Annotated in this window: 14 protein-coding genes and 1 pseudogene; 10 read left to right on the top strand and 5 right to left on the bottom strand. The window is 69.4% G+C overall.

The window, feature by feature from the left end; all coding sequences use genetic code 11:
- The first annotated feature begins 26 nt into the window (after positions 1 to 26).
- The 6 genes from ACWC1K_RS23565 to ACWC1K_RS23540 all read left to right on the top strand — a co-directional run bounded on the left by ACWC1K_RS23565 (position 27) and on the right by ACWC1K_RS23540 (position 5883).
- Positions 27 to 1691 (top strand): sensor histidine kinase, encoded by a 1665-nt coding sequence (locus tag ACWC1K_RS23565; RefSeq protein ID WP_450833958.1) that lies wholly within the window; start codon positions 27 to 29, stop codon positions 1689 to 1691.
- Entirely contained in the window at positions 1688 to 1894 is a 207-nt protein-coding gene (locus ACWC1K_RS23560; RefSeq protein ID WP_450833957.1) for a hypothetical protein, read from the top strand. The genes ACWC1K_RS23565 and ACWC1K_RS23560 overlap by 4 nt, the downstream gene beginning before the upstream one ends.
- A complete protein-coding gene (locus ACWC1K_RS23555; RefSeq protein WP_450833956.1) occupies positions 1891 to 2601 on the top strand; it encodes a response regulator in 711 nt (236 codons plus the stop codon). Before ACWC1K_RS23560 ends, ACWC1K_RS23555 begins: the two co-directional genes overlap by 4 nt.
- 92 nt (positions 2602 to 2693) lie before the next feature.
- Positions 2694 to 4088, top strand: a complete 1395-nt coding sequence (locus ACWC1K_RS23550) for an extracellular solute-binding protein (RefSeq protein ID WP_450833955.1) — start codon at positions 2694 to 2696, stop codon at positions 4086 to 4088.
- The gene (locus tag ACWC1K_RS23545; protein ID WP_450833954.1) at positions 4085 to 5035 is read left to right on the top strand and encodes a carbohydrate ABC transporter permease; all 951 of its coding nucleotides are present in this window, start codon (positions 4085 to 4087) and stop codon (positions 5033 to 5035) included. Before ACWC1K_RS23550 ends, ACWC1K_RS23545 begins: the two co-directional genes overlap by 4 nt.
- A gap of 8 nt (positions 5036 to 5043) precedes the next feature.
- Positions 5044 to 5883 carry a carbohydrate ABC transporter permease gene (locus tag ACWC1K_RS23540; protein ID WP_450833953.1) on the top strand — a complete coding sequence of 280 codons (840 nt, stop codon included), beginning with the start codon at positions 5044 to 5046 and terminating at the stop codon, positions 5881 to 5883.
- Positions 5884 to 5898: 15 nt separating this feature from the next.
- On the opposite strand, the pseudogene ACWC1K_RS23535 reads toward ACWC1K_RS23540, so the two are convergent.
- Positions 5899 to 6183 (bottom strand): annotated as a pseudogene (locus ACWC1K_RS23535) (pyridoxamine 5'-phosphate oxidase family protein); the annotation flags it as partial.
- Positions 6184 to 6370: 187 nt separating this feature from the next.
- Between ACWC1K_RS23535 and ACWC1K_RS23530 the strand changes: the two are divergent.
- Positions 6371 to 7099: a helix-turn-helix domain-containing protein gene (locus ACWC1K_RS23530; protein WP_450833951.1), complete on the top strand. Its 729-nt coding sequence runs from the start codon at positions 6371 to 6373 to the stop codon at positions 7097 to 7099.
- 58 nt (positions 7100 to 7157) lie between these two features.
- Here ACWC1K_RS23530 and ACWC1K_RS23525 read toward each other — a convergent pair whose 3' ends face one another.
- Positions 7158 to 8183 (bottom strand): ATP-dependent 6-phosphofructokinase, encoded by a 1026-nt coding sequence (locus ACWC1K_RS23525; protein ID WP_365842768.1) that lies wholly within the window; start codon positions 8181 to 8183, stop codon positions 7158 to 7160.
- 252 nt (positions 8184 to 8435) lie between these two features.
- Between ACWC1K_RS23525 and pta the strand changes: the two genes are divergently transcribed.
- From pta to pyk, 3 genes are all read left to right on the top strand, one after another.
- Complete coding sequence (gene pta / locus ACWC1K_RS23520) at positions 8436 to 10526, top strand: phosphate acetyltransferase (protein ID WP_450833950.1); 2091 nt, start codon at positions 8436 to 8438, stop codon at positions 10524 to 10526.
- Positions 10523 to 11728, top strand: a complete 1206-nt coding sequence (locus ACWC1K_RS23515) for an acetate kinase (protein ID WP_450833948.1) — start codon at positions 10523 to 10525, stop codon at positions 11726 to 11728. Before pta ends, ACWC1K_RS23515 begins: the two co-directional genes overlap by 4 nt.
- A 139-nt stretch (positions 11729 to 11867) precedes the next feature.
- Positions 11868 to 13298, top strand: coding sequence for a pyruvate kinase (gene pyk, locus ACWC1K_RS23510; protein ID WP_450833947.1), 1431 nt, complete (start codon positions 11868 to 11870; stop codon positions 13296 to 13298).
- Positions 13299 to 13397: 99 nt separating this feature from the next.
- Here pyk and ACWC1K_RS23505 read toward each other — a convergent pair whose 3' ends face one another.
- The 3 genes from ACWC1K_RS23505 to ACWC1K_RS23495 all read right to left on the bottom strand — a co-directional run bounded on the left by ACWC1K_RS23505 (position 13398) and on the right by ACWC1K_RS23495 (position 16043).
- Entirely contained in the window at positions 13398 to 14732 is a 1335-nt protein-coding gene (locus ACWC1K_RS23505; protein ID WP_450833946.1) for a hypothetical protein, read from the bottom strand.
- Positions 14722 to 15279 (bottom strand): DUF6114 domain-containing protein, encoded by a 558-nt coding sequence (locus ACWC1K_RS23500; RefSeq protein ID WP_450833944.1) that lies wholly within the window; start codon positions 15277 to 15279, stop codon positions 14722 to 14724. The genes ACWC1K_RS23505 and ACWC1K_RS23500 overlap by 11 nt, the downstream gene beginning before the upstream one ends.
- Positions 15280 to 15410: 131 nt before the next feature.
- Positions 15411 to 16043, bottom strand: a complete 633-nt coding sequence (locus ACWC1K_RS23495; protein ID WP_450833943.1) for a DUF6230 family protein — start codon at positions 16041 to 16043, stop codon at positions 15411 to 15413.
- Positions 16044 to 16163: the final 120 nt, after the last annotated feature.

Genomic DNA, 16163 nt, shown 5'->3' with positions numbered 1-16163 from the left:
GCAAAGGAGGGAGGCACACTGATTCCATGCGCATCCCCCGTGTCCCGCGCCCCCGCAGCCTGGCCGCCCAGCTCTTCGCCATGCAGGCCGTGCTGATAGCGGTGCTCGTGGCCGGATACGCACTGTTCACCTACGTCAGCGACAAGCAGCAGGCCGAGGACGCGGCACGCCGGCAGGCCCTGGCGGTGGCCCGCTCGATCGCGGACGCTCCGTCCGTACTGGCGGCGACCCGCTCCCCCGACCCCAGCGCGCAGCTCCAGCCGTATGCGCTGCGGGTGATGCGCGACGCCGACGTCGACTTCGTCACGATCATGAACCCCCAGGGCATCCGCTGGACCCACCCCAACAAGAAGGAGATCGGCAAACACTTCCTCGGCAACATCGAGCGGTCCCAGAACGGCGAGACCATCACCGAGACCTACAAGGGCACCCTCGGCCTGTCGGTCCGCGCGGTCACCCCCATCGAGGACGCCGACAAGCGGGTCGTCGGCCTGGTCAGCGCGGGCATCAAGGTCAAGGCGATCAGCGAACGGGTACAGGGCCAGGTCTCGGCCCTCCTCACCGTCGCCGCCGGCGCCCTCGCCCTGGGGGCGATCGGCACGTACGTCGTCAACGCCCGGCTGCGCCGGCACACCCACGGCATGAACGCGACCCAGCTCAGCCGGATGCACGACTATCACCAGGCGGCGCTGCACGCGGTGCGGGAGGGGCTGCTGATGCTGGACGGGCAGTACAGGGTGGCCCTGATCAACGACGGCGGCCGGGAGCTGCTGGGCGTCGGCCCGGAGGGCGAGGTGGTCGGGAGGTCGGTGGCGGACCTCGGGCTGCCCGGCCCGCTGACCGGGGCGCTGCTCGCCTCCGAGCCCCGGGTGGACGAAGTGCATCTCACCGCGGACCGCGTCCTCGTCGTCAACACCTCCCCGGTGTCCGGCGGCGAGCGCCGGGGCACCGTGGTCACCCTCCGCGATGTGACCGAACTCCAGTCCCTGATGGGCGAGTTGGACTCCGAGCGGGGCTTCACCCAGGCCCTGCGCTCGCAGGCACACGAGGCGGCGAACCGCCTGCACACGGTGGTGTCGCTGATCGAGCTCGGACGGGCCGAGGAGGCCGTGGACTTCGCGACGGCCGAACTGGAACTGGCACAGGCACTGACCGACCAGGTGGTGGCAGCCGTGAGCGAGCCGGTGCTGGCGGCGCTGCTGCTCGGCAAGACGGCGCAGGCGAACGAACGGGGTGTCGAGCTGGTGGTCTCGGAGGACAGCCGTCTCGACGACGGCCTGCTCCCGCCGAGCCTCCCGGCCCGCGATCTGGTGACGATCCTCGGCAACCTGATCGACAACGCGGTGGACGCGGCACAGGGCAGCATCGGCGCCCGGGTGACGGTGACGGCGTACGCGGAGGGCACGGAACTGGTGATGCGGGTCGCGGACTCCGGCACGGGGGTGGATCCCGCCCATGCCGAGCTGGTATTCCAACGGGGGTTCTCGACGAAGCCGGCCGGCCCGGGCGGCCGGGGCCTCGGGCTGGCCCTGGTACGGCAGGCGGTCACCCGACAGGAGGGCACGTTGACGGTGGCGGAAGGCGCAGAGGATGGGGCGGGCGGCGCGGTGTTCGAGGTACGGCTGCCTCTGGACACGGGCGTCTCTCCGGCCGACGCGCCCGGGCGTGCCGCGGTGAGAGGTGACGCATGACGACCCAGCAGCCCATCCGCGTCCTGGTCGGGGACACCCCCGCGGCTCCGGACCCGCACACCGTCGGCCACCAGGACCAGCGCACACCGCCTGCCCCGGAGAAGCAGGAACGCGCCGCCGCGTTCGAAGCACGACTGCCTCCAGACGCAGCCGCCCGGCCCACCGAAGAGACCGGGCACGCCGCCACGAGAGGTGACGCATGACGACCCAGCAGCCCATCCGCGTCCTCGTCGTGGAGGACGACCCGGTGGCCGCCGACGCGCATGTCATGTACGTCGGCCGGGTGCCGGGCTTCGTGGCCGTGGGCAAGGCGCACACGGGCGCGGAGGCGCGCCGGCTGCTGGAGCGTACGCCGGTGGACCTGCTGCTGCTGGATCTGCATTTGCCTGATGTCCATGGGTTGCAGTTCGCGCGGTCGCTGCGGGCGGCCGGGCATCACGCGGACGTGATCGCGGTGACGTCGGCGCGGGATCTGACCGTGGTGCGCGAGGGGGTGTCGCTGGGGGTGGTGCAGTACGTGCTGAAGCCCTTCACCTTCGCGACCCTGCGGGACCGGCTGGTGCGGTACGCGGAGTTCCATGCGGCGGTGGGCGAGGCGAGCGGGCAGGACGAGGTGGACCGGGCGCTGGCTTCGCTGCGGGCGCCTTCGCCGGCCGCGCTGCCCAAGGGGCTGAGCGCGCCGACGCTTGAGCGTGTGACCGTTGCGTTGCGGGACTGCGGGGAGGGGTTGACCGCGGCGGCGCTGGCGGAGGCGGTGGGGATCTCCCGGATCACCGCCCGGCGGTATCTGGAGCATCTGGTGGACGCGGGGCGGGCGGCGCGGGCTCCGCAGTACGGGACCGTGGGGCGGCCGGAGTTGCAGTACCGGTGGGTGCGGAACGAGAAGGGGGACGGAGATCGGGGACGTTAGGTCGTCGCACTCATTGACCTGACTAGACCACTCCTCCTACCTTCACCGGGCAACCATCTCGGCCGACAACGAAGTTGAGCCCGCAGGAGGTCATGCCCGTGCGCCCCACCGCCGCCTTCCCCCTCCTCCCCGTCCTCCTCACCACCGCCCTCGCCGCAACCACCCTCACAGCCTGCGGCAACGGCTCCGGCAGCGACCCGGACACCGTCAGGGTCTCCTTCAAGCAGTCCACGGACAACTCCATCAAGGTGATGGACGGTTTCCTCGCAGACATCAAGAAGCAGTTCGAGAAGAAGTACCCCGGCAAGAAGGTCGAACTCGTCCCGATCAAGGCCCCGGACTCGGAGTACTACACCAAGCTCCAGCAGATGCTCCGCTCCCCCAGGACCGCCCCCGACCTGGTCTACGAGGACACGTTCCTCATCAACTCGGACATCACCAGCGGGTACTTGAAGCCGCTGGACCCGTACCTCGACAAGTGGCCGGACTGGAAGCAGTTCATCGGCACGGCGAAGACCGCCGCCAAGGCCGAGGACGGGAAGACGTACGGCGTCCCGGACGGCACCGACACCCGCGGGCTCTGGTTCGACAAGGGCATCTTCAAGAAGGCCGGTCTGCCGGCGAACTGGCAGCCGAAGACCTGGGACGACGTCCTCGCCGCGGCCCGCACGATCAGGAAGAGGGTCCCGGGAGTCACCCCGCTCAACGTCTACACCGGCAAACCCGCCGGTGAGGCCGCCACCATGCAGACCTTCGAGATGCTGCTCTACGGCACCGGCGACGGGAGCACCGACCCCCTCTACGACAAGTCGGCGAAGAAGTGGATCGCCGGGAGCCAGGGCTTCAGGGACGCGCTCCGGTTCGTCGAGACCGTCTACAAGGAGAAGCTCGGCCCGGACGTCTCCGACGCCCTGGACCCCAACATCCAGACCATCGTGGCCGGCGAGCTGCTGCCGAAGGGCAAGCTGGGCATCGCCCTCGACGGCTCGTGGCTGCCGCAGGCCTGGCTGAAGGGCAGCGGCCACGAATGGCCGCAGTGGTCCAGCGAGTTGGGTCTTGCGTACATGCCGACCCAGCACGGCCAGGCCCCCGGCAAGGTGAGCATGTCGGGCGGCTGGACCTGGGCGATCCCGTCCAAGGCCGGCAACCCCGACCTCGCGTTCGACTTCATCAGGACGATGCAGACGAAGGCGAACGCGGAGAAGTGGTACATCACCAACTCCGGTATCGCGGTGCGCGACGACGTGGCCCGCGACCCGTCGTACACAAGCGCCCAGCCCGGCATCAAGTTCTTCACGGACCTGGTGTCGAGCACCCACTACCGGCCCGCCTACCCCGCGTATCCGAAGGTCTCCACCGCCATCCAGGAAGCCATGGAGGGCGTGACAACGGGCGACATGTCCGTCGACAAGGCGGCGAGCGGGTACGACGACGCGCTCAAGGACGCCACGGACAACCAGGTCACGAGCGGCGGCGACCACGCATGACCGCCACGACTCCGCATACGGCAGGCGCGAAGGCCGCCGAGTCGCCCTCGCGCCCGCCCGCCCCGTCCGGGCGCCGGCCCCGCCGGACGCTCCCCCGTGCCCTCGCCCGCCTGCTTCCCCTCTCCCCCGCCGTCGCCCTTCTGCTCCTGTTCCTCGCCGGCCCGATCGCCTACTGCGCCTACATCGCCTTCACCGACCTCCAGCTCACCGGCCAGGCCCACGCGTCCTTCGTCGGCCTCGCGAACTTCCGCAAGGCCTTCAAGGACGAGGAGTTCCTCAACGCCGTATGGCTGACGCTGGTGTTCACGGTCCTGTCGTCACTGCTCGGCCAGAACACCCTCGGGCTGGCGCTGGCGGTGCTGATGCAGCGCGCGTCGAAGCCCGTCCGCACCCTGACCGGCGGCATCGTGGTCACGGCGTGGGTCCTGCCGGAGGTCGTCGCAGGGTTCCTCCTCTACGCCTTCTTCCGCCGCGAGGGCACCCTGAACGCCATCCTGGACCGGCTCCATCTCCCGTCCCAGAACTGGCTGTTCACCCTTCCGATCCTGGCGGTGTCCTTCGCGAACGTGTGGCGCGGAACGGCCTTCTCGATGCTGGTCTACTCGGCCGCCCTCAACGAGATCCCCAAGGAGATCACGGAGGCCGCCGAGGTCGACGGCGCGGGCGGCCGGCGCCGCATGTGGCACATCACATTGCCGATGATCCGCCGCTCCATCGGCACCAACCTGATGCTGAACACCCTCCAGACCCTGTCCGTCTTCGGCCTGATCTGGGTGATGACGCGAGGCGGCCCCGGCAACAAGAGCCAGACCCTGCCCCTCTTCATGTACGAGCAGGCCTTCCAGAACAGCATGATCGGCTACGGCACCGCCGTCGCCCTGCTGCTGCTCCTGGTCGGCTCGCTGTTCTCCCTCGTCTATCTGCGCCTGCTGCGGACGGAGGTCTGACCCCCACCATGGCCCGCACACTCGCCTCCCGCCGCCGCGGCCGCCGGCTGGCCGCCGACGCCGGCCTGCTGGTGGTGGCCGCCGCCTTCGCGCTGCCGCTCGCCTGGGTGCTGCTGTCGTCGGTGGACCCGCACGCGAGCTTGAAGGTGAAGGCGCCCGACGGCCTCACCTGGTCCCACTTCGACGCCGTCCTGACCTCGGACATCACGTTCACACCGCTGCTCAACAGCCTCATCCTGTGCGGCGGCGCGACACTGCTGACGGTGGTGTGCGCGGCCCTGGCGGCATACCCGCTCTCCCGTTTCCGGTCCCGGCTCAACCGCCCGTTCCTGCTGACCATCCTCTTCGCGACGAGTCTGCCCATCACGGCGATCATGGTGCCGGTGTACGCGCTGTTCGTTCAGGTGAACCTGATCGACACCGTGCAGGGCACGATCCTCTTCTTCGCCGCCTCCCAACTCCCCTTCGCCATCTGGCTGATGAAGAACTTCATGGACGGCGTCCCGAAGGAGCTGGAGGAGGCGGCGTGGACCGACGGGGCGTCGTCGATGCAGTCGCTGGTACGGATCGTGCTGCCGCTGATGGGTCCGGGGGTGGCGGTGGTGACGGTGTTCTCGTTCGTGGTCATGTGGGGGAACTTCTTCGTCCCCTTCATGCTGCTCCTGACCCCCGACCAGATGCCGGCCTCGGTGAGCATCAACGAGTTCTTCGGCAACCGGGGCATGGTGGCCTACGGGCAGCTGGCGGCGTTCTCGATCGTCTACTCGACGCCGGTGATCCTGCTGTACGTGCTGATCGCCCGGCGGCTGGGCGGCGGGTTCGCACTGGGCGGGGCGGTCAAGGGGTGAGCCGGTCCAGGAGCCCCGCTCCGCCTCCTCGCCCTCCACGAACCGCACGACCCGCCCCCGGATCTCGGCCCGGTCGCACGGGTTGCCGGCGTCGTGGTGGGAGAGCGAGAGGTTCGGATTGAGCCGCAGGTTGTCGATCTTGACGCGGTCGATCGACGTGCTGACCATGGCGTACTGGTCTTCGATGTCCGCCCACATGGGCGAGACATGCGGCATCCCGTCCGCGTCCACCGTGGCGAGATGCCAGAAGTCCGGCGCCGGCAGACGCTCGTGAATATGCCCCTCGACCTTGACGTTCACAAAGTCACCGCCGTCCGGACCGCCCACCCGGACGGCTTCGCGCCCTCCTCGCCGGCGCGCCCGCCATGACGGCAGACGATCTTCGGCCACCCCCGTCCAGTCCGCACGGGTGGCCGAATCCGTACGTTCCTACAATCCGTGATCCTGGCCGAACAGACCGTAGTCATCGCGTCACGGCCCGCCTACGGTGTGGCCCGTGCGCCAACGCCCAGCCCGCTCGAACCAGCCCGCCCCGCCCTTCAACGCCCCCGCCGCCCGCCGGCTCCGCACCGCCCTCAACATGGGCCCCGAACATGTCGCCTACGGCCTGCGTGTCTCGTACGGACTGCCGTACGTCTCCCCGGATCTCGTCCTCGCCTGGGAGCGCGGCTCCGTCGCCCCCTCCAGCCCCGAACTCGCCGCTCTCGCAGGTGTGTTGTGGTGTTCCCCCGGTGAGATCACCGGTCCGCCGCGCACCCTGCGCGAGCACCGCATCGCCCGCGGCCTCGCACCGGAGGACGTCGCCCGCTCCGTCGGCCTGGAGTTCCTCGCCTACATGCACATGGAGGAGCACAACGCCTGGCGCGGCAACGAACGCCAGTCGGCCACCCTGGCCGAGGTGCTCGACCTCTCGCTCCCGGACTTCGTCACCGTCACGGGACGCGAGCCGAAGCTGGCCGAGCTGCTGCGCAGTGCGGTGACCACCCGCTGGCAGGCGTACGTCCGCCCGATGGCCAAAAACGTACCCCTGGACCGGCACCTCCTCCAGGACGCCCTCCAGTCACTGCACCAGGAGTACCAGGGGCAGATGGTGGCCTCGCTGAGCTGGGGCGACGGGAACGCGGCCAGCGAGTCGAGCGACGCCGGCCGCGAGTTCCTGGACCGCATCGTCGACCACTTCTGGGCAGCGGTCCACCTCAGCCCGCCCGGCGTTTGAGGGCGAACCCGCTCAAGACCGAAGACGCGGGGGCCTGGGGGCGGCAGCCCCTGGGGGTCTAGAAGACCGACTCCGCCTCGTCCATCCGGTCCTTCGGGACCGTCTTCAGCTCGGTCACCGCCTCCGCGAGCGGCACCATCACGATATCCGTGCCGCGCAGGGCCGTCATCCGGCCGAACTCGCCCCGGTGCGCCGCCTCCACCGCGTGCCAGCCGAAGCGGGTGGCGAGGACGCGGTCGTAGGCGGTGGGGACGCCGCCGCGCTGGACATGGCCGAGGATGACCGGCTTGGCCTCCTTGCCGAGCCGGCGCTCCAGCTCGTACGCCAGTGCCGTACCGATGCCCTGGAAGCGCTCGTGTCCGAACTGGTCGATCTCGCCCTTGCCGTAGTCCATGGTGCCCTCGGCGGGGTGGGCGCCCTCCGCCACGCACACGACCGCGAACTTCTTGCCGCGGGAGAAGCGCTCCTCGACCATCTTGACGAGGTCGGCCGGGTCGAAGGGGCGCTCGGGCAGGCAGATGCCGTGCGCGCCGGCCGCCATGCCGGACTCGAGGGCGATCCAGCCCGCGTGCCGGCCCATGACCTCGACGACCATCACCCGCTGGTGCGACTCGGCCGTGGTCTTCAGGCGGTCCATCGCCTCCGTGGCGACCCCGACCGCGGTGTCGAAACCGAAGGTGCGGTCCGTGGAGGAGATGTCGTTGTCGATCGTCTTCGGGACGCCGACCACCGGCAGGCCCGCGTCGCTGAGCATGCGGGCCGCGGTCAGCGTGCCCTCGCCGCCGATCGGGATCAGCGCGTCGATGCCGAAGTCACGGGCGATGTCGGCCGCGCTCTCGCAGGCCTCGCGCAGCCGGTCCCGCTCCAGCCGGGAGGAGCCCAGGATGGTGCCGCCGCGGGCCAGGATGCCGCCGACGTCGTCGAGGTCGAGGGAGCGGTAGCGGCCGTCGAGCAGACCGGCGTAGCCGTCCTCGAAGCCGATGACCTCGTCGCCGTACTGGGCGACCGCTCGGTGCACGACCGACCGGATCACGGCGTTCAGGCCGGGGCAGTCGCCGCCTGCGGTGAGAACTCCGATGCGCATCGTGCTGTGTCTCCTGCTCGCTGTCGTTACCGGTGAGCCGGCCCGGTGGTTTCTGGTGAGCCGGTCCGATTGTTTCATGCCCGACAGGACGATATCCGTTCTGTCAGCTATAACCCGATTGGCCCTATCGGGACGTCGGCCCGAGCCCCGGGCCTGACGGGCGCCTTATCCAGCGTCAGGGGTATTGTCAAGAGGGTTCTGCTCACCTCGGTGGGCGATTTTTATAACGGCGCAAGGAAGGGGCGAGCACGCGTGACGCGCAGCGTGTACGTGACCGGGATCGACCGGGGCGACGGCCGTCAGGTCGTGGAGCTGGGAGTCATGGAGCTCCTGACCCGGCAGGTCGACCGGGTCGGGGTGTTCCGGCCGCTCGTCCACCACCAGCCCGACCGCCTGTTCGAGCTGCTCCGCGCCCGCTACCGGCTCTCCCAGGACCCGGCCACGGTCTACGGCATGGACTACCACGAGGCGTCCGCCCTCCAGGCGGAGCGGGGGACGGACGAACTGGTGTCCACCCTCGTCGAACGCTTCCTCGTGGTCGCGCGCGACTACGAGGTCGTCCTCGTCCTGGGCACGGACTTCGCCGACACCCAGCTCCCCGACGAGCTCTCCCTCAACGCCCGGCTGGCGAACGAGTTCGGCGCGTCCGTGATCCCGGTCGTGGGCGGCCGTGGGCAGAGCACCGAGTCCGTGCTCGCCGAGACGCGCAACGCCTACCGCGCGTACGAGAGCCTGGGCTGCGACGTCCTCGCCATGGTGACCAACCGGGTCGCGCGCGAGGACCGGGAGGAGATCGCGCAGAAGCTGGGCTCCCGCCTGCCCGTGCCGTGCTACGTCGTCCCGGACGAGCCCGCCCTCGCCGCCCCCACCGTCTCCCAGATCGGCCAGGCGCTCGGCGCGAAGGTCGTCCTCGGCGACGACTCGGGACTGGCGCGCGACGCGCTGGACTTCGTCTTCGGCGGTGCGATGCTGCCGAACTTCCTGCCCGCCCTGACCCCGGGCTGTCTGGTCGTCACCCCCGGCGACCGCGCCGACCTGGTCGTCGGCTCGCTGGCCGCGCACAGCGCCGGCACCCCGCCGATAGCCGGCGTGCTGCTCACCCTGAACGAGGTGCCGAGCGACGAGATCCTCACCCTCGCCGCCCGCCTCGCCCCGGGCACCCCGGTGCTCTCGGTGTCCGGCAACAGCTTCCCGACCGCCGCCGAACTCTTCGCCCTGGAGGGGAAGTTGAACGCGGCGACTCCGCGCAAGGCGGAGACCGCGCTCGGCCTCTTCGAGCGGTACGTCGACACCGGCGACCTCAACAAGCGGGTCTCCGCGCCCAGCAGCGACCGCCTCACCCCGATGATGTTCGAGAACAAGCTGCTCGAACAGGCCCGCTCCGACAAGCGCCGGGTCGTCCTCCCGGAGGGCACCGAGGAGCGCGTCCTGCACGCCGCCGAGGTCCTGCTGCGCCGCGGGGTCTGCGAGCTCACCCTGCTCGGCCCGGTCGAGCAGATCCGCAAGAAGGCGGCCGACCTCGGCATCGACCTCGGCGGATGCGAGCTGATCGACCCCGCCACCAGCGAGCTGCGTGACTCCTTCGCGGAGAAGTACGCGCAGTTCCGCGCCCACAAGGGCGTCACCGTGGAGCTGGCGTACGACGTGGTCTCGGACGTCAACTACTTCGGCACGCTGATGGTCCAGGAGGGCCTCGCGGACGGCATGGTGTCGGGCTCGGTGCACTCCACCGCCGCGACCATCCGCCCCGCCTTCGAGATCATCAAGACGAAGCCGGACGCCGACATCGTCTCCTCCGTCTTCTTCATGTGCCTCGCCGACAAGGTCCTCGTCTACGGCGACTGCGCCGTGAACCCCGACCCGGACGCCCAGCAGCTCGCCGACATCGCCATCCAGTCGGCCGCCACCGCCGAGCAGTTCGGTGTGGAACCGCGGATCGCGATGCTGTCGTACTCGACGGGTACGTCCGGCTCGGGCGCCGACGTCGACAAGGTGCGCGAGGCGACCGAACTGGTCCGGGAAAGGCGGCCCGACCTGAAGATCGAGGGGCCGATCCAGTACGACGCCGCCGTGGAGCCGACGGTCGCGGCGACCAAGCTGCCGGACTCCGAAGTCGCCGGGCAGGCAACGGTTCTGATCTTTCCTGACCTCAATACAGGTAACAACACCTACAAGGCCGTGCAGCGTTCGGCCGGCGCGATCGCCGTCGGGCCGGTGCTCCAGGGTCTGCGCAAGCCCGTCAACGACCTGTCCCGGGGCGCTCTCGTCTCGGACATCGTCAACACCGTCGCCATCACCGCCATACAGGCCCAGCTCCCGAACGAGAAGGCGTCCGCCCAGTGAGTCCGTCCCGTGTCCTCGTCCTCAACTCCGGTTCCTCGTCGGTGAAGTACCAGCTGCTCGACATGCGGGACAGCAGCCGGCTCGCCGTGGGCCTCGTCGAGCGGATCGGCGAGGAGACCTCACGGCTCACGCACACACCGCTCGGGACGGGCGGCGAGACCCGTGAGTGGAACGGGACCGTCGCCGACCACGCGGCGGCCCTGAAGGCCGTGGCGGAGGAGCTGGCGAAGGACCGGCTGGGGCTGGACTCCCCCGAGCTCGCCGCGATCGGGCACCGGGTCGTGCACGGCGGGCAGTCCTTCACCGAGCCGACCGTGATCGACGACACCGTGCTCGCCGAGATCGAACGGCTGATACCGGTGGCGCCCCTGCACAACCCGGCCAACCTGACCGGCATCCGTACCGCGCAGGCGCTGCGGCCCGACCTGCCGCAGGTCGCCGTCTTCGACACCGCCTTCCACACCACGATGCCGGAGTCGGCCGCGCGCTACGCGATCGACGTGAAGACCGCCGACGAGCACCGGATCCGGCGCTACGGATTCCACGGGACCTCGCACGCGTATGTGTCCCGGGCCACCGCCGAGCTGCTCGGGAAGGCGCCCGAGGAGGTCAACGTCATCGTGCTGCACCTCGGCAACGGCGCGTCCGCCTCCGCCGTACGGGGCGGGAAGTGCGTGGACACCTCCATGGGGCTGACGCCTTTGGAGGGGCTCGTGATGGGTACGCGATCCGGGGACATGGATCCGGCCGTCATCTTCCATTTGATGCGTGTTGGCGGAATGTCCACGGACGAGATCGACACTCTTCTCAACAAGAAGAGCGGGTTGATCGGGCTGTGCGGTGACAACGACATGCGGGAGATCCGTCGCCGCATCGACGAAGGTGACGAAGAGGCGCAACTCGCCTTCGACATCTACATTCACCGGCTGAAGAAGTACATCGGCGCCTATTACGCCGTACTCGGCCGGGTGGACGCGGTCGCCTTCACCGCGGGAGTCGGGGAGAACGCGGGTCCGGTGCGGGAGGCTGCCGTTGCGGGCCTTCAGGAGCTGGGCCTGGCGGTGGACAGCGAGCTGAACGCCGTACGCAGTGACGAACCGCGGCTGATCTCGCCCGCGCACGCGCGCGTGGCGGTCGCCGTGGTGCCGACCGACGAGGAACTGGAGATCGCCACACAGACCTATGCACTGGTCGGGCAGTAACGAATGCGGCTTCGCCGCATGACCGGCTGAAGAACCCCGAGGAATACACCGCAGTAACACGCCTGAGCGCGGACCCGCCCATTTGTATCTTCCGCCAGACGGAATATTCCGCGGCGAAACAAACCGATAGGATCGCCCCATGCGCCGTTCGAAAATCGTCTGTACTCTCGGCCCCGCGGTCGACTCCCACGAAATGCTGGTCTCGATGATCGAGGCCGGAATGAACGTGGCCAGGTTCAACTTCAGCCACGGCACCCACGCCGAGCACCAGGCGCGGTACGACCGCGTCCGGGCCGCGTCCAAGGAGACCGGCCGTGCCATCGGTGTCCTCGCCGACCTGCAGGGCCCGAAGATCCGACTGGAGACCTTCGCGGAAGGCCCGGTCGAGCTCGAGCGCGGTGACGAGTTCGTCATCACCACCGAGGACGTCCCGGGCGACAAGTCCATCTGCGGTACGACCTACAAGGGCCTGCCCGGTGACGTCGACCGCGGCGACCAGATCCTGATCAACGACGGCAACGTCGAGCTGAAGGTCCTGGACGTCGAGGGCCCCCGGGTCAAGACGATCGTCATCGAGGGCGGTGTCGTCTCCGACCACAAGGGCATCAACCTGCCCGGCGCGGCCGTCAACGTGCCCGCGCTGTCCGAGAAGGACGTCGAGGACCTCCGCTTCGCCCTCCGCATGGGCTGCGACATGGTCGCGCTGTCCTTCGTCCGCGACGCCAAGGACGTGGACGACGTCCACCGCGTGATGGACGAGGAGGGCCGTCGCGTCCCCGTCATCGCCAAGGTGGAGAAGCCGCAGGCGGTCGACAACATGGAGGCCGTCGTGATGGCGTTCGACGCCGTCATGGTGGCCCGTGGCGACCTGGCCGTCGAGTACCCGCTCGAGAAGGTCCCCATGGTGCAGAAGCGCCTCATCGAGCTGTGCCGCCGCAACGCCAAGCCGGTGATCGTGGCGACCCAGATGATGGAGTCGATGATCACCAACTCCCGCCCCACCCGCGCCGAGGCCTCCGACGTCGCCAACGCGATCCTGGACGGCGCGGACGCGGTCATGCTGTCCGCGGAGTCCAGCGTGGGCGCCTACCCGGTCGAGACCGTGAAGACGATGTCGAAGATCGTCGTCGCGGCCGAGCAGGAGCTGATGAGCAAGGGCCTGCAGCCGCTGGTGCCGGGCAAGAAGCCGCGTACGCAGGGCGGTTCGGTCGCGCGCGCCGCGTGCGAGATCGCCGACTTCCTCGGCGGCCGGGGCCTGGTGGCCTTCACGCAGTCCGGTGACACGGCCCGCCGGCTGTCGCGCTACCGCGCCCAGCAGCCGATCATCGCCTTCACCACCGACGAGAACACCCGCAACCAGCTCACCCTCAGCTGGGGCGTGGAGTCGCACGTGGTGCCGTTCGTGAACACCACGGACGAGATGGTCGACATGGTCGACCAGGAGATCGCCAAGATCAACCGCTTCAACCCGGGCGAGATCGTCATCATCACGGCCGGCTCGCCCCCCGGCGTCCCCGGCACCACCAACATGCTCCGCGTCCACCACATCGCCGGCGGCGGCGCCAACTGACGCAGCCACAAAGGCTCTTGTACGGCGCTGAGGGCGCCCCCTGCGAACAGGGGGCGCCCTCAGTCCTTCTGCGGCTCCCGGACGGGTCTGTGACGGCGGTCAGCCGGTTCCGTCGGTCGTGTAGAGGTGCATGCCCGGCACGTGCAGGGTGCCGCCGAACTGAGCGGCCTGGACGACCTTCACGTTGGTGAAGTAGATGAACGGGATGTTCAGCGGCGGCGGGCTGTCCGGGGTGAACGTGAGCGGGATCAGACCGAACAGGTTGCCGGAGATGGACTCCGTGTACATCGTCGTCGTGCCGCCGGTGATCGTGGAATGCGAACCCTTCGCGGCCTGCACGTGGTAGGTCTTGTTGATGTCGGTGTCCTTGACCATCTGGTGCAGGTCACCGATGTCGGTGCCGCCGGAGATGACGTACTTCAGCACCTTCTTGACGGTGCCGTTGGCCGTCCTCACCTTCACGATGCCCTGATAGTCGGCCTTGTTCAGGGTCAGCGAGCTGGCGTTCAGGTACCAGGGGGCGTCCGCCACCGGCACCTTGTTGTCGACGCCGCCGGTGTCGTCCGTGGCGGCCTCGCAGTTCGCCGCGTCCGTGGACGAGCTCGGCGAGGGGCTGGCGGAGGTGGCCGATTCGGCCGCCGTCTGGGCCGCCTTGGTGGCCTCCTCCGCCGCCTTGGTCGCCGTGTCGGTCGTGTCCTTCACGGTCTTGCCCACCGTGTCGGTGGCCTTCTCGGTCGCCTCCTTGACGGTGTCCGAGGCGCTCGTACCCGAAGACCCCGAGGACGCGGAGTCCTTGCTGGTGCTCGCCGAGGCGGACGGCGTGGGCGTCGGGCTCGCGCTCGACGTGGAGCTGTCGCTGCCGCCGCCGAGGAGGCCGCCGAGCGCGTCGCCGATGCCGTCCAGCAGACCGCCGCCGCTGCTCGCGGACGCCGAGGGGCTCGGCGTGGCGGTGTCGCCGCCCGAGGTGCCCTTGCCCGAACTCTCCGAGGCGGAGGGCGTGGGCGTGGCCTTGTCGTCGGAACCTGAATCCGACGAACCGGTCTTGCCCGACGTCGTGTCCGAGGAGTCCTTGGACGTGCCGGTGGAGGACGAGGGCGAGGGCGTCGCCTTGTCGGCCGTGTCACCGGAGCTCGCCGAGGCGGACGGCGACGGCGATGCCGTGGAGCCGTCGACCGCGGTGACGCAGTCCTTGTACTCGTCGGCCTTCTGGCTGTTCGTCGTCGCGGAGCCGCCTCCGCTGTCGGCGAGCGCGAGCGACGACGTGAACCCCATTCCCATGAGGACCGCGGTCGGCATCGCCACCGTGGCTATCGCCTTGCCGGCCGGCATGTGGAACCTGGTGAACAGCGGCTTCTTGGGTGCCGCATGGCGCGGCCCGGTTCTCACACGGGACTCGTCCACATCAGTCCCGTGGGTCACCTCGTCAGCCGGCACTGTGCCTCCCGTTCGCCCCGTTCGCCGGGCTCGTTCCTGACAGATCGTTCGGCTCGCCCACCACGGGCTTGAGGATGGTGGTGTCCGGGTCGAGTGCCTGCGGGGCACCGCCCGCTCCCGGCACGTCCTCCTGCGCCGCCTCGGCCGGCGGCTCGCCGGGCGACCAGGCCACGGCCATCGCTCCGCCCACCAGGGCGAACAGGAAGCCGATCAGAAACCCGCCCAGGTTGGACACGGGGATGGACACCAGCCCCAGCAGGATCGCCGCGATGCCCGCGAAGGTGCGCACGTGCTTCTGGAACCAGAGGCTGAAGCCCAGGACGACCAGCAGCACACCGATGATCAGGGACCCGGCACCGGCGGTGGTGGCCATCGCCAGCGTCAGATGCCCCACCTGCAAGTGGGCGTACGGGAAGTAGGCGATCGGGAGTCCGGCAAGCATGACGAACAGGCCGGCCCAGAACGGCCGCGTGCCCCGCCAGGCGCGGAACTGCACCCTCCGGCGACTGAACTGGCCGGCGGGTACGGCAGGAGTCTCGGCGCTCATGGAAAACAGCTCCCTGGTGCGGCTTTGCTGTGGTGATGGTGCTGTGGTGGTGAGTTGCACTACGTGTGAAGAATGTGGTGGAAGGTGGACGGGCGGGGGCGCCATCGGCTCCCCCGCCCGTCACCAAGTGCCTAGTAGCACTCGTGGGTGCCCGTCGAGACGGACATCTTCAGCCCGCTGAGCTTGAAGGTTCCGGCGGTGGTCGCCCACGCCGTCTGCTTCACACCGGTCAGCGAGGCGTGCTCGGCCTGCTGTGCGAATCCGTTCGGGTTCGCGGTGTCACCGCTCTTGATGCCGGGGCCCTTGCTGGCGCTCCCCGCGGCCACACCGATGTCGATGTTCGTGAACGTCGCGTCGGCGCTCAGGTCATCGAGGTCGATGTACAGGTTGTCGGCCTCGACCGGCTTCTCGCCGCCACCCGCGTGCAGGATCAGGCTGACGCTGCCCAGCAACGGGATGTTCGGGGTGACCACCGACTGGCACAGGCCCTTGATGGTCGCGGACTTGAACGCCGAGACCGCCACCGGGTGGGCGGTCTTCTTGCCGTCGAGGGTGTACCCCGAGTCAATGGCCCCGTACTGCGAGAAGCCGTCACCTTCGAGCTGGTCGGCCGAGACCTTGAACTGCTGGCCGGACACGCTGAACGACGCGGCGAGAGCGCCCTGCGCGAGGGCGACACCTATCGCGGCCGTAGCGGCGACGCTGGGCACCATGACCACAGCGAACCGCTTCCATCTGGTCCCGCCACGCACCTGGGACTCCATATTTCCTCCTTCTCGGACGTACATCTCCTGGCCCTGACTGCTGCCTGTCGGCGGCTCAGCCGGGCAGGGATGGGAGAAGTGCTACGTCCTCGGGAAGGAGAGCGCCCGCACTCGGAGGCG

The sequence above is a fragment of the Streptomyces sp. NPDC001492 genome (assembly GCF_053597275.1).
Note: the sequence above shows the minus strand (reverse complement) of the source record. Positions and strands in the feature narration are given on the sequence as shown.